Here is a 13,233-nt window from a genome sequence, read left to right as displayed (position 1 = left end):
TACACTTAGCTTAAGACCTGATGAATGAGAACAGAGGGAAGCATATTTATGGCGGGGATAATCATCTGGAGAGATAGCTTCGAATTCCTTCCTCGAGGGGGATGGGAGAAAATGGAAAGATCTTCCTCCAGCCGCCGTCGCAAATGCTCTCTTCAAGCAGCATTGTTATCTGGTCGGTGGTGAGAGGGAAAACAGGAAACCTCTGGAAAAGAGGAACAACCAGCTTCATGAGGAAAAGAGGGTTCCGCAGCTTCGCAATCCGCGGCTTCCCGAGAATCCGTCCGATCAGGTCGAGAAGCTCGTTGTAGGTGACACGATCCGGACCGCAAAGGGAATAGGTGGCTCCTCTCGTCTCCGGCATCTCAAGGGACAGTGCGAAACAGCGCGCCACATCTTCTGCGTGGATGGGCTGAAGCCTGTAGCTTCCGCTTCCGATTACAGGGACTGCGGGAAGTGCCTTAACAAAGCCTGCCAGCTTGTTGATGAAGTCATCACCGGCTCCGAAGATGACAGATGGACGGAATATCGTGTAATCGAGGCCGGAATCCCGCACGATCTCTTCCGCCCTGAATTTGGTTCGGTGGTAGGCGGAAACGGCCTCTGGCCGTGTCCCAAGGGCCGACATCTGGATGTAGCGGCTCGCTCCGGCTTTCAATGCACTTTGGACCATGTGCTCGGTCGCCCGCACATGCAGCGCCTCGAAGGTCACTCCGCGTGCCGGAAATTCACGTATTATTCCGACGAGATTGATAACGGCATCGCACCCTGCTGCGGCCGCCTCCAACGTTTGCGGACGCATAACATCTCCCGTCACCTGCTCTATCCCATCCCCGATCCCCGTCGCATGCCGGTGCACCAGAACCCTGACACTATGCCCCTTCGCCAGAAGCGCCCTGCGCACATAGCCTCCGACAAAACCGGTACCGCCACTCAGAAGCACCTTCATATCTGCCTCCAGACATCATTTTCTTCCCATTTTAACTCAGCATGGAACGATTGCCACCCGATTGCGCGTCGGCTATAATCGCACGCACCATGCTTGATCTTACCCAGCCCAACAGCCGACGGACGCTCCTCATAGTCCCCTCACAGGCAGCAGCCGAGCGTTGCACCAGGGAAGCTCTCGCCACCCATACCATCCTGTGCGGACCGGCTGCGCTGACCCTCAGAGGACTGTGCGATTCTATAAACCGCGTATCCGGCGCTTGCGGCATAATGCTCTCCGGCATCGGAATGAAGATGCTTCTGGAGGATTTGGTCCGCCGCCGATATTCGGTGCCAGAAGAAGGCCCTGGCCGTCCGGGGCACTCTCCCGGCTTCATCGACGCACTGGCCTCGGCGATCAGTGAACTGAAGCAGGCCAACTTCACGGCAGCCGACCTCGTGACCCACCTCCCCCGGTTGCCCCGCACTGAACGGATGACGTATCTGGCTTCGCTCTACGGCCAGTACGAGCGCACCCTGGCGGAACGGGGCCTGATCGACGCCCACGACGGAGAAATCATGGCGCTCCGTCACCTTAGAGACGGAGGCACGCTCCCCGGCCTTTTCACCGATCTCGACTCCATAGTGGTAGATGGCATTTACGACCTTACCGCCGGGCAGCTTTCACTCCTGGCGGAGCTCTCACGACGGCTTCCCGTAGAACTGCGCCTCCCCTACAGCCCGGAGCGGGAAGGAGTGTACGCCTGCGCGGCTCGAACCGCTGACGCCGTAGAATCCCTGGACAACAGCGACCTCAACCTTGCACTTACCTTCGAGGAACCGCATGGCAGGTTCGTCACACCCCTTCTTGCTGCTGTACATGATGACATGCCTGCGCTTGAGACCGAGGCCCCCGGACTGATCGCCGCTCCCGGGCCGTACCGGGAATGTGAGGAGATCGGTCGCCGGATACGGCGGCTCATGGAAGGGGGCGCCGATCCCTCCGGCATAGCTGTCTGCTTCAGGACCCTCGAAATGTACGAAGAGATGATGGAAGACGTATGCCGACGCTTCTCCATACCCGTCTCCTACCGCAGAGGAGCACCGCTGGCTACGGCGGCACTTGTGCGGGCCGCCCTCTCCCCCCTTGTCGCCCTCAAATCCGATATCTCCCGGGAGGAGCTGGCAGGTCTGTGCGGCTCCTCCTACCTTTCATTCCAGGAAGAGCCTCGCGCCGGAGAGGTGGAGCAGGTTCTCAGCGGCTCAGGATACATCAACGACAGCCTGGGGACTGCTGAAGAAAAAATCGGACGTCTAATCGCCAGGTTTAAAACCAAGGGAAAAGACTCGTCCCGCGAGGAACGGGTGCGACGCATGCTCGTTCCCCTGCTGACCGACATCCGCGCGTTCAGGGGAAGCAGGACCGTAGCGGATTTCACCCTCCTCCTCGAAAGATTCATAAAAAAATACCATATCTTCGAGAGGGGAATCAGCAGCACCGACCGGCGTATCCTGAAGAGGGACGCGTCAGCCATCGCGCTGCTGCAGCAGCTCCTGAAGGATGTGGCACGTGACGCTGCCGTAGTCGGCACCGCTGACAGGGCCGTCACTTCAGGAGAATACCTGGAGCTGCTCCGAGAGGGAATGGAGGGGGTGTGCCTGAGCGGCGAACGCTCTTCCGGAGTTTCCATCCTGAACTTTCGCGATGCACGGGGTCTCTCCTTTCCGCACCTCTTTGTCGGAGGGCTCAACGAAGGAGTATGCCCTGCGCCTCACCAGGGGCATGCTCTGCTGAAGGACAGCGACAAGCTTCTCCTCCGGCGCCTTGCCGGCACGAGGTGGCTGCGAACCGCCAGGGAAAAAGGTGAGGAAGAGCCGCTTCTTTTCTGGCTTGCCGTTTCCTGTGCGACGGAATCCCTGACTTTTTCCTACTGTTACGCCGACAGCCGTGGCAACCAGCTTCTTCCCTCCCCCTACCTGGAAGAGATCCTGGATAAGATCCAGCTCCGCGAAGAGCGAAGTTCCGTCACAAACCTGACCCCCGAGCCCGAGGAGTGCATGGAGCCGGAAGAACTCCTGAACTCTCTGGCGCTCAGGCGGCTGCTGGAGCCGTCCCGGCTCCCGGCGGAAATGCTCCCGGCCGCGGCACGAATTAACGCAAATGCCGAAGTCGAAGCGGAACGGGAACTCTTCTTCTCCGCCTCTGATCGCCGGACGCGTGACTTTACCGCCGGGCCCCGCACTGGAAGGCTTGCCGGCCCTGCGGCGGTGGAGGAGCTGGCTTCATATTACAGCTCCCCCGAAGGCCGCTGCTTCACTCCGACATCCTTGGAGGAGTACGCAACGTGCCCATTCCGCTACTTCATGCGCAGGCTCCTCCGGGTTGACGTGCAGGAAAAGCCGGACATCGAACTGGAAACGCGGGACGTAGGCTCATTGGCTCACCTGGTGCTTAAGGAGTTCTTCCTGCGGATGCAGCGCGAGGAACGCCTCCCTCTCCGCGACCTTCAAGAAGCACTCCGGATCTTGCACGAAGTGGCTTCTGGCGCCTTCAGGTGGTGGGAGGAAAACAGGCATACCGGGGAATCTCTCCTGTGGGAAATGGAGAAGGAGTCTCTTCTGCCACTCCTCGAACGGCTTGTAGAACTGGAGGTCGCTACAGAGTCCCCCTTCATCCCTTACGCCTTTGAACACAAAATAGACCCGCCCCTTCAAGTCGCCGACGAAACGGGCGAATCGATCCTTCTCTGCGGACAGATCGACCGGATCGACATTGATAAATCGCGACAATGCGTCAAGGTGGTAGACTATAAGGTGAGCGGCAATGGAGACAAGTTCAGGACTCTCCTGAAGAAAAGCAGTCTCGGAGATACTTCTTTCCAGATACCGGTATACCTGCTGGCCGCTGCTCAACTTCTGGAAACGGAAGGGGTGGGAAAGCCGTCGGATTTTGCGGCATGCTACTGGCTGCTGCGCAAATCGGCCGTCCTGGAAAAGAAGTTTAGAGGAGACGAAAAGGAAGATTTCACAGGGTTTTTAGATACCGATCCCGGGATTAGGAGAACCCTCGGAACGGATAATTTCCTCAACCGGCTGTGCGCCATCGTACGCAGGATCAGGGGGGGGGACTTCCAGGTCACCCCCGCGGAATGCGGGTACTGCGACTTCAGCAGCGTCTGCCGCTATGTTCCGGTGAACCTGAAGGATGATCAGGGGGTATCCACGGGTAGCAATGCATAATGCACTTGTTTTTCCTCACCCCGTTGTGTTAAAAGTTCCCTATTTCCAATGGCAGGAGGGCTATATGGCCGAGCAGGGAGATGTGTGTTATACATTTGAAGCGGCGGTGGAGATGGCCGTACAGATGGAGGAAGAAGGCTTCCGGCATTACCTGGATGCGCTCCGTAAGGTAGAGAACAAGAATGCACGGGAAATCCTGCGTGATGCGGCCCTCGACGAACTGGAGCACAAGCACCAGCTGGAGAAGGCACTGGTCGATGGGCACATGAAAGGTGAAGGGGAGCTGGCAAAGCGTGTCCCTACGATGAACCTCGGCTACGTCCTTGCGAAGAAAGAGCTCAAGCCGGACTCGGATGTGAGGGAAGCACTGGCATACGCCATACACCTTGAAACGAATTCCATCGATTTTTACCGCCGCATGTCGCAGGGCTGTGCGGGTGCTCCCATGGGGAACCTTTTCGAGCTGCTGCTGGCAGACGAATCACGGCACCTGCAGTCTCTCGAAGACATGTACGAGGAGCACTTCCTCCCCGAGGGATAGAGCGGGACATCGGGTACTTCAAAGGCAGCCTTTCGGCTGCCTTTTTTATTGCTCCGACATCGAAAAGCCAACACCCGCCTTGTCCAGGAGACCCACGCGCGCTAACCGGGGCTGGTGCCGCCGCCCGTTATCATGCACTTCCATCAGCTCCACTGAGGAGCCTGGCTTTCATCTGTTTGATAGTTGAGGATGCCGCAGCGGGAGATGATTCGAGGCGGGCGACGGCGGCGCAGCCAATGGCTTCGCCGCCGTCGCCGCGATGGGTTTATCCGATTTCGACAAGATTGAGGTCGAAGATCAGGTTCCGACCGGCAAGGGGATGGTTCGCGTCCAGGGTGACCGTCGTATCGGTCAGCTCCGTGATGACGACCGGAAAGCTGTTTCCGTCCTCCTGAGTAACCTCCAGCTGGTTCCCCACCTCCAGAGGAAGATCCTGCGGGATGTCGCTTCTTTCCACAACCGCCACCATGTCGTCAACCCGCTCTCCATAAGCCTGGTCAACAGGTATGTTAACGGTCTTCCTGTCGCCTGGGCTCATGCCGACCACCGCCTGCTCGAACCCGGGAATTACCTGTCCTTCTCCTATGGTGAACTCAAGTGCTCCATCTTCGCATCCGCACCCGGAATCGTTGCATTCGGAGGAATCGAATACCGTGCCATCCTCCAGTTTTCCCGTATAATGGACCTTTACCCGGTCCCCCTGCTTCGCCTGTGCCATAACATCACTCCGCCTTTCACGTTGTTGACAAGCCCGCGCAACTATAGCAGACAATATTCCAATTAGCCATCCTTTATCCGGCAGCGGACGGATCCGGTGAACGGAGACAGCCTCTACCAACAAAGATCCGTAATCAGTCCTTAAGCTCGAAAGCCACCTTCAGCACCACCTGGTACTCCGTTATCCGCCCATCCTCCTGCACGTGCCCCCTGATGTCCTGAACCTCGAACCATGACAGCCGGTCGAGAGTCTTGTGGGCACGATTCACCGCCGCCTGAATGGCTGCTTCCACCCCATCCGGTGAAACTCCTATCACTTCAACTTTCTTGTAGATCCTGTCCTTGCCGTACATGCATTCCTCCCGGTGCGTCCTTTGCCACCCGCAACGCACGCATTGCTACAAGGATAGCACCCCAACCAAGCAATTCAACCTTCACAGCCGGGGAGGATAATGGTATCGTTCACCTCGGCTGGAGGAATACGCAATGGAGAAACGCAACAGCACGACCCTTTTCAAAGGATTCGTGGTGAACATAGAGCAGGTGGAAGTCAGGATGGGGGAAAAGGGGTGGCACACCTACCAGATAATCCGCCATCCCGGAGGAGTTGCGGTACTTCCCCTCCACGAAGACGGCACCGTCTCCCTCATCAGACAGCTTCGCCCAGCAGCCGGTGCCTTCCTTCTCGAACTTCCCGCAGGGCGGCGGGACCCGGGAGAAGAGCCTGCGGTCTGCGGAATGCGGGAACTTGCGGAAGAAACGGGGCTGATAGCAGGAAAGCTCGAATCACTGGGAACAATTTACTCCTCCCCCGGCGTCATGGATGAGGTGATCCACCTTTTTCTCGCCACCGATCTTACTCAGCAGACGGATAACCAGGAACCGTACGAAAACATCGAGACGCTCCGCATCCCTATTGCAGAGGCGCTGGAAATGGCCCGGGATGGCAGGATCGCCGACGGCAAGACTATCGCAGCTCTTTTTCGGGTATGGGGGCGCAAATGATACTGGCCGCGACCGTAGGGCCGGAACAGGCCGGGATGAGGCTGGATGACGGAGCAAAGGCACTCTTCCCCCAACTATCCAAAGGAGAAATACGAAGAATCATCGACTGGGGAGGGTGCACCGTCTCCAACACCCTGGCCAGGGTCGCATCGCGCGCGCTCAAGGAGGGGGAAGAGCTGGTCCTCGGTGTGATGGAGCAGGAGCGGCGAATCGATCTGGTATACCGCCGGGAGGACCTCCTCTACGAAGATTCCTCCTTTATGGCCATCAACAAGGCTCCCGGCATCAACAGCCAGCGCACCCCCTATCAGCTCAAAGGAACTGTGGAGTACGCGGTCTCCGTCTATCTCAGGGAGACCGGAATCAAGGAACCGGCCCGGGTAATACACCGTCTCGACCGGGGCACATCCGGCGTAATGTTCTTTCCGAAGAACAAGAGGGCTGCCACGCATATCTCCCTTCTCCTCAAAGAGGGAAGAGTTGAAAAAGTTTACTGGGCGCTGGTCGACACCTTGCCCGACGAAGAACGATGGACGGTTGACGCACCTATCGCCAAGTTGAACAAGTTCAGGTACGGCGTTGCGTTCCCCGGCAAGGAAGCCGTTACACACTTCCGGACACTCGCGGCGGGGAGCGGAGCGGTCCTCGTCGAAGCCCGTCCGGTCACCGGAAGAACCCACCAGATACGGGTGCACCTGACCCATTGCGGCCTGCCCATCCTAGGAGACACTACGTATGGGGGGGCATCAGCCCCGAGAATGATGCTTCACTGCCGGCAGATGTGCTTCCGCTCCTCTGACGGACGAAAAGTGTCGGCTGTCGCGCCGGTGGATCCGGCTTTTCTCGAAGAATGCCGTGCCCGCAGCATCGATCTATCTCCCCTGCTGCAACCTTCCCCCTGAAGGCCTAGCAAATGCAATGGTCCGACGTCAAAAAACAGGTTCTCTCCTTCACCGGCAACACCATTGTCTCGGCAGGAGCCGGTTCCGGAAAGACCGCCGTCCTGGTGGAGCTTTACCTTCGCCTGCTGGCGGGAGAGACCTCTTTCCCCCGGCCCCTCCGCGTCGAGGAGATAGCAGCCATCACCTTCACCGACAAGGCGGCAGTGGAAATGAAGGAGCGTGTACGCCGGGGGATCGCGATGCGCCTTCAGCGAGAAGACCAGGCAGCCGACTGGAAAGACCTCCTGCGATCCTTTCCGGCCGCGGCGATATCGACCTTTCACGCCTTCTGCTCCCAGATCCTCAGGGAAAATCCGATAGAAGCAGGGATCGATCCGTCATACATGCTTCTCGATGAACGCAGCGCGAGAGAAGAGCTCACCTGCGCCCTAGACGAAATCATAGCCGGAGAATTGCGCGACCGGACCCCCGACATCAGGCTGCTGCTTCGCTACCTCCCCCTTTCCGGCGCAGGGCGGGGAAAAGGGTTGCGGGAACTCCTGGAGGAGCTTGTACGAAAGAGGTCCGGAAGCTGTACTACGGACGAGGACCTTGCCGGATTTCTGGTCGAATGGGACGAGCGTGCAGCCCGCCGGTTCCGGGAGCGGGAGATCGAGCTACAGGAGCTGTGCGCGGAGATCGCCCGAATTCTCAAGGGGAAAGAGCTGGTCTTCCACGCAAAACTGCGTGAACTAGAGCGTATATACGGCTCCTGCGTACTGTCCCTCGGCGAAGAAAGCACCGCCACGTTTCTGGATTCCATGGAAAGCTGCATCGCGGGCAACTGGGGGAAGGAGAAACCTGTTCGCGACCGCCTCGCCAACTGCATCGCGGGACTCCATGAGTCATACTGGCAGCTCCGCACTTCTCCCGCGGCGGAGGCCCTTCTTCGCCTCGCCGGGAAGCTCTCGAACGCATACTGCCTACGAAAGGAACGGCAGGGAGCCCTCGACTTCGAAGACCTTCAGATCGCTACCCGCAACCTTCTCCTCAACGACCCCGGCATCCGTGCCGAGTACCGGTCACGCTTTCCTGTAGTCATGGTGGATGAATTCCAGGACACAAACCCGCTGCAGAAGGAGCTGGTCGGCCTGCTGTGCGGGGAGGAGCAGCGCCTTTTCATCGTCGGGGACCCCAAACAGTCCATATATCTCTTCCGGGGAGCCGACGTCGAGGTTTTCGGCAAAGCACAGGCGGAGATCGCAGCATCCGGCGGCGAGCCACTCTTTTTCCAGGAATCGTTCCGTTCCAGGCCCGAGATCATCCAGTTCGTGAACAGCCTCTTCGGTAAGATCGTCATGGCACAGGGTGACGCCCCTTTCGAGATTGTGTACGACGAGCGCCACCACCTTTTGCCGCAGCGGGAAGCGGGTGACGGCACTCCATGCGTCGAGCTTCTGACCCTCGAAAAGGACTGTTCAAGTGCCGAGGCTCGCTGCAACGAGGCCGCTGCGATTGCCGAAAAGATTCGTACCCTCGTATCGGAGAAAGAGGGAGTGCGTGTTTTCGACAGGGAGCACCTGGTAGCGGCCTCGGAAGGACGCCCACCGCGCTGCGGCGATATCGTCATCCTCTTCCGCCGCTTCAGCAACCTGAAACTTTACGAGCGTGAATTGCGGCAACGGGGCATCCCCTACTATGTTGTAAAAGGGAAAGGGTTCTACCGCTGTCAGGAGATCCTCGACATCATCAACTTTCTGCGCTACCTGGAGTCGGAGCGGGACCTGGTGGCGCTTACGGGTGTCCTCCGCTCTCCCCTCTGCTGTGTATCCGATGAAACGCTATTCCTTCTTGCACGGGAGGGAGAGCTCTCAAGATGGCAAACGACCCTGGCTCGACCCGAAGCATGCGCACGACTGGAAACGCAGGATGCAGCCAGACTTGCCGCCATCTCCCGCCTGATCGATCGGCTGCGCCCCCTGCGGGACCGTCTGACCATCGCCGAGCTTCTTGAGGAAATCCTGACCGGCACCGATTTCGCCTCCACTCTCCTCACGACCTTCCAGGGCGAGCAGAAACTTGCGAACCTGCGGAAACTGATCGAGCTCTCCCGTTCCTTCGCCGACAGGCACGAAGGTGCTCTCCACCGCTTCGTCCTCTATCTGGTGGATCTGGTGGAAACGGAGCCGACGGAAGCGGAAGCGGTGATTTCCGCAGAAGGTGAGAATGTAGTACGGCTGATGACCGTTCATCAGAGCAAAGGGCTCGAGTTCCCCATCGTATTCGTTCCCGAGATCGGGGCGGGGCAGCCAGTGAACAACTCCCCCCTCCTGTATGACGACCAGCTGGGTCTGGGCCTCAGGGTGGCCCCGCCGGGGCGTGAGGCACGCCCTTCTCTTGCATTTCGGGCAATTTCGGAGCTCCGCAGAGCCAAGGAATGCGCCGAGCTGAAACGTCTACTCTATGTGGCGATGACCCGTGCCCGGGATTATCTTCTCCTGTCGGGGGAGGGAAACGGAGACTGGCGGCGCTGGATCGACGCTTTCTGCGCCGGAGAGGAGCGTCACCTGTTGAAAGTGACGCCGGTTGCCGTGCCTCCGCCGCCGGATCGGAGCGAGAACCCGACGGCTGATGCAACGCTTTCTCCCGAGAGGCTGGAACTAGGAGTGGCAAGGGCTCTCCATTACCGCTCCCCCGGCCCCTCGACGATGCTTTTCTCTCCCACTGCTTTGGAAGATTACCTCCAGTGCCCACGGAAGTATTTTTACAAGGGTGTAATGGGACTTGACGAAGGGCTCTTCAAGGAGCTGCTCGGAGGGCCCCACGACCGTTACGGACAGACCGGCGGCATGACGGCGCTCGAAAAAGGCAACCTGGCACATGCAATGCTCGAGCTTGTCGACTTCGACGCTCCTCCTCTCCTCCAGCGGGCATCCTGTGCTGCTACAGCCGCCCGCATGGCCGCCGCACCCGTTGATGCGGAGGAGGTGACGGCTCACGTAATCGCTTTCGCCGCAAGTCCGGCGGGTAGGGTGCTCGCAAAACGGAAGCTCCTGCGCGAACACCCCTTCACTCTGAAGCTGGAGGGAGCTGCAACGTATTACGTGAAGGGAGCGATGGATCTGGTGGCCATAGCACCTGACCTGGTCTCCGTCTACGACTACAAGTATGTCGAGCGGGAGCGGGCCGACCTGGATGGCTACCGGTTCCAGCTTCGCATTTACATGCTCGCCCTGTCTTCGGCATTTCCGACGATGCCGATTGAAGGGCGGTTGGTGTTTCTCAAGGGGGGGGAAATCGAGGAAGTTGCTCCGCGTCCGGAGGAACGCTCACTGCTGCTACGCCTGATGGATGACGTGCGGACTAGAAGCACCGAAGAGGACTTCGGAGTGCGGGAAGGATGTGACGGGAGACACTGTCCCTTTTACCATCGCTGCCGCACGTCAGGGTGAGGGAGATCCCCAGACCGCTACTCTGTTGCGGCCTGAGTTCTTGGCTGCATAGAGCGCCTTGTCGGCCCGGTCGATCAGCTGTTGCCTGTTCTCAGCATCCGGAGGGAATGTAGCGATTCCCATACTTATGGTAAGGGTACTGCCAGGCTGGGTCTGTTCCAGGGGGAACGGATGCTCGGCAAAGGCATGCCGCAGTTTTTCCCCCACCACCAGCGCCACCTCCTTGCCTGTTTCAGGCATGATCACTATGAATTCTTCCCCACCGTATCGCGCGATTATATCCGAATCCCGCACGCTCTCCATGAAAAGCTCCGCGGCGAGCCTGAGAACTTCGTCCCCCTGCACGTGCCCATGCCTGTCGTTGTAGGCCTTGAAGAAGTCGATATCGATCATCGCAAGAGAGCAGAACCTTCCGTACCGCCTGCTGCGGGCAAGCTCCCGGTCCAGAATGGCAAGGAGCTGCCGGCGGTTGCAAAGGCCGGTGAGCTGGTCGGTACCAGCCTCCGCCTCGGCACGCTCACAGCTCTTTTTCATCCGTTCGAAAGCGAGCTTGCGGACCACCAGGCTCCGGATCTTAGGCACCAGCTCCTCCATGTCGGGAGGGAAGGGATGGATATCATCCACTCCGGCCCGCGCAGCTGCAGCACGGATCTCTTTCCCCGTAAGATCGGAGATCATCAGGACCGGCAGATGGGCAGTCACCGAGTCGGACTTCAGGCGACGGCAGACTTCCAGGCACTCCATTCCCGGCATCTCAGGATCTAGCAGCACCAGGTCGGGGGAAGATGAAAACGCCGTATCGAGGAGTGCCCCCCCCTCCTCCGCTACAACGACCTCGTAGCCTTCCTCCCTGAGGAGGTGGGCAAAGCGCTGGACCCGGAGGGGATGCGCACCCCCGAAAAGTATCCGCGGAGCCGGATGATCCCGTGGGAGCGCCTCCTCTCCCGGGATCAGGAGGGTGAAGGTGCTTCCTCGCCCAGGGTGGCTGTCAACCCAGATCCTGCCCCCGTGCAGCTCTACGAAGCGCCTGACCAGAGCCAGCCCCAGGCCGACGCCGCCATTTCCTCCCGGCGCACCCATCCCGCGTTCGAAGCCGAAAAAGATCCACTCAGCATCTTCCTGTGGAATTCCCGGCCCCTGATCCGATACGGTAACCTCGAAATACCGGTGTCCAGCCGATTGCGTCTCAATGATCTCCGCGACCACCATCGATCCTGCCCCTGAGAACTTTAGGGCATTCGTGAGCAGCTCCTCGACGATAAAGGTAAACTTCTGCCTGTCCGCATATATGGATCCTGCTCCCACCGCACTGCGAGCGGCAATGCGTATCCCCCTGCGATCGGCAAGGGGCCGCAGGCGCCCGATCACCTCCTCGAACGCCGAAGTCACCGGAAAGTGCTGCGGCACGAATCTGGTCAATCCGATGTCCATGCCGCTGAGATCCAGGATACGGTCCACCAGCGAACGGAGCCGAGCCCCATGCTCAGCAATATACCGTACGCATTGCCGCTGACGGTCGTTCACCTGCCCGTATGATCCATCATCCAGCGCTGCAGCTAGATCGAGGATGTAGTTGATGGGGGTTCTCAACTCACGCGACATGTAAGAGAGAAACTCCGCTCTGGCGCGGGTAGCGGCTAGAAGACGGTCGTTAACCTGCTGCAGCTCTTCGGTGAGCTCCCGTACTGCCCGCTCAAGGGACCCTTCCCCGTCCCGGAGGCTTTCCCTGGTCCTGCGCACCATCACAGCGGCCAGCGTGTAGTATGCGCATCGAACGTGCCGGAGGAGGAGCCATGCCGCTCCATCAGAAGAGCCCTTGCGGGAGCGCCCTCCCCTCCGGCGACTTTCAAGGGAAGACACAGGAGGTCGTACTCCCCCGGCTGCACGGATCGGAGGTCCAGGCCTTCCAGAATGAGAACGCCTCCTCCGAGGAGTTGCCGGTGAACATCGCCGCTCCCCTCGAACCGTTCGATGGAGGGCCCGTCGATCCCGACAAGGCACATCTTCCGTTCCACCAGGTAGCGTGCTGCATCTTCCGACAGGTGGGCATAGTCCTCGTTGAATTCTCCCTCGGGCCAGAACGCTCCGTTGTCGGTCTTCAGGAGCAGCCGGCTCGTACCGTGCAACGGCAACCTGGAGATGATCCTGGCGCTTACCTCCGTCACTCCCTTCACCTCCACCACGACAGCCGGGCCTATCATCAGCTCCGGCGGCAGCAGATCAACAGAGGCTCCGGAATCGATAAAATGGCTTGGAGCGTCCATGTGCGTTCCTGCATGGCTTCCCATCACCAGACGCGACAGGTTGAGCCGGTCGCCGCTGGCTATGGACGCCACCTGCTCTACGGTTACCTGCGGGTCTCCTGGATACACCTGCATGCCATTTCGCACCGGTACGGAAATATCATGGATTTTCATCGCTCTCTCCTTCGTATGGTTCTTTCATGATTATACAGGGAAAAAGGTCCGGAGCC

The 13,233-nt window shown here is 59.2% G+C and carries 10 protein-coding genes; 5 read left to right on the top strand and 5 right to left on the bottom strand.

Annotation, left to right across the window (positions count from 1 at the left end):
• Positions 1–61 precede the first annotated feature (61 nt).
• Positions 62–946 (bottom strand): complex I NDUFA9 subunit family protein, encoded by an 885-nt coding sequence (locus CFB04_RS14390; RefSeq protein ID WP_088535974.1) that lies wholly within the window; start codon positions 944–946, stop codon positions 62–64.
• Between the two features lie 41 nt (positions 947–987).
• Here CFB04_RS14390 and CFB04_RS14385 point away from each other — a divergent pair, with 41 nt between their 5' ends.
• Together CFB04_RS14385 and CFB04_RS14380 are read left to right on the top strand one after the other, a co-directional pair.
• Entirely contained in the window at positions 988–4,164 is a 3,177-nt protein-coding gene (locus CFB04_RS14385; RefSeq protein WP_088535972.1) for a PD-(D/E)XK nuclease family protein, read from the top strand.
• A gap of 64 nt (positions 4,165–4,228) precedes the next feature.
• On the top strand, positions 4,229–4,705 hold the full coding sequence (locus CFB04_RS14380) for a ferritin family protein (protein ID WP_088535970.1): 477 nt from the start codon (positions 4,229–4,231) through the stop codon (positions 4,703–4,705).
• Positions 4,706–4,970: 265 nt separating this feature from the next.
• On the opposite strand, the gene CFB04_RS14375 is transcribed toward CFB04_RS14380, so the two are convergent.
• Positions 4,971–5,423 (bottom strand): peptidylprolyl isomerase, encoded by a 453-nt coding sequence (locus CFB04_RS14375; RefSeq protein ID WP_088535969.1) that lies wholly within the window; start codon positions 5,421–5,423, stop codon positions 4,971–4,973.
• A 133-nt stretch (positions 5,424–5,556) separates the two neighbouring features.
• Positions 5,557–5,775, bottom strand: a complete 219-nt coding sequence (locus CFB04_RS14370; protein ID WP_088535967.1) for a dodecin — start codon at positions 5,773–5,775, stop codon at positions 5,557–5,559.
• A gap of 133 nt (positions 5,776–5,908) precedes the next feature.
• Here CFB04_RS14370 and CFB04_RS14365 point away from each other — a divergent pair, with 133 nt between their 5' ends.
• The 3 genes from CFB04_RS14365 to CFB04_RS14355 are packed head-to-tail and all read left to right on the top strand — an operon-like array spanning position 5,909 to position 10,760.
• Positions 5,909–6,427, top strand: coding sequence for an NUDIX hydrolase (locus CFB04_RS14365; protein ID WP_088535966.1), 519 nt, complete (start codon positions 5,909–5,911; stop codon positions 6,425–6,427).
• Complete coding sequence (locus CFB04_RS14360; RefSeq protein ID WP_088535964.1) at positions 6,424–7,329, top strand: RluA family pseudouridine synthase; 906 nt, start codon at positions 6,424–6,426, stop codon at positions 7,327–7,329. Before CFB04_RS14365 ends, CFB04_RS14360 begins: the two co-directional genes overlap by 4 nt.
• 11 nt (positions 7,330–7,340) lie before the next feature.
• Positions 7,341–10,760, top strand: coding sequence for an exodeoxyribonuclease V subunit beta (locus CFB04_RS14355; RefSeq protein WP_088535962.1), 3,420 nt, complete (start codon positions 7,341–7,343; stop codon positions 10,758–10,760).
• On the opposite strand, the gene CFB04_RS14350 is transcribed toward CFB04_RS14355, so the two are convergent.
• Together CFB04_RS14350 and CFB04_RS14345 are read right to left on the bottom strand one after the other, a co-directional pair.
• Positions 10,752–12,503, bottom strand: a complete 1,752-nt coding sequence (locus CFB04_RS14350) for a diguanylate cyclase (protein WP_088535960.1) — start codon at positions 12,501–12,503, stop codon at positions 10,752–10,754. The genes CFB04_RS14355 and CFB04_RS14350 overlap by 9 nt on opposite strands.
• Positions 12,503–13,177, bottom strand: a complete 675-nt coding sequence (locus CFB04_RS14345) for a cyclase family protein (protein WP_088535958.1) — start codon at positions 13,175–13,177, stop codon at positions 12,503–12,505. Before CFB04_RS14345 ends, CFB04_RS14350 begins: the two co-directional genes overlap by 1 nt.
• Positions 13,178–13,233: the final 56 nt, after the last annotated feature.

Origin of the sequence: Geobacter sp. DSM 9736 (assembly GCF_900187405.1) — a bacterium.
Taxonomy (GTDB): Bacteria; Desulfobacterota; Desulfuromonadia; order Geobacterales; family Geobacteraceae; genus DSM-9736.
This window is presented reverse-complemented; position numbering and strand designations above follow the sequence as displayed.

What these genes read in the sequence shown, in the direction of transcription:
- CFB04_RS14385 (WP_088535972.1), top strand. Translation starts at nt 988, where the DNA reads ATGGAACGATTGCCACCCGATTGCGCGTCGGCTATAATCGCACGCACC.
- CFB04_RS14380 (WP_088535970.1), top strand. Translation starts at nt 4,229, where the DNA reads ATGGCCGAGCAGGGAGATGTGTGTTATACATTTGAAGCGGCGGTGGAG.
- CFB04_RS14365 (WP_088535966.1), top strand. Translation starts at nt 5,909, where the DNA reads ATGGAGAAACGCAACAGCACGACCCTTTTCAAAGGATTCGTGGTGAAC.
- CFB04_RS14370 (WP_088535967.1), bottom strand. Translation starts at nt 5,775, where the DNA reads ATGTACGGCAAGGACAGGATCTACAAGAAAGTTGAAGTGATAGGAGTT.
- CFB04_RS14375 (WP_088535969.1), bottom strand. Translation starts at nt 5,423, where the DNA reads ATGGCACAGGCGAAGCAGGGGGACCGGGTAAAGGTCCATTATACGGGA.
- CFB04_RS14350 (WP_088535960.1), bottom strand. Translation starts at nt 12,503, where the DNA reads ATGGTGCGCAGGACCAGGGAAAGCCTCCGGGACGGGGAAGGGTCCCTT.
- CFB04_RS14345 (WP_088535958.1), bottom strand. Translation starts at nt 13,177, where the DNA reads ATGAAAATCCATGATATTTCCGTACCGGTGCGAAATGGCATGCAGGTG.
- CFB04_RS14390 (WP_088535974.1), bottom strand. Translation starts at nt 946, where the DNA reads ATGAAGGTGCTTCTGAGTGGCGGTACCGGTTTTGTCGGAGGCTATGTG.
- CFB04_RS14360 (WP_088535964.1), top strand. Translation starts at nt 6,424, where the DNA reads ATGATACTGGCCGCGACCGTAGGGCCGGAACAGGCCGGGATGAGGCTG.
- CFB04_RS14355 (WP_088535962.1), top strand. Translation starts at nt 7,341, where the DNA reads ATGCAATGGTCCGACGTCAAAAAACAGGTTCTCTCCTTCACCGGCAAC.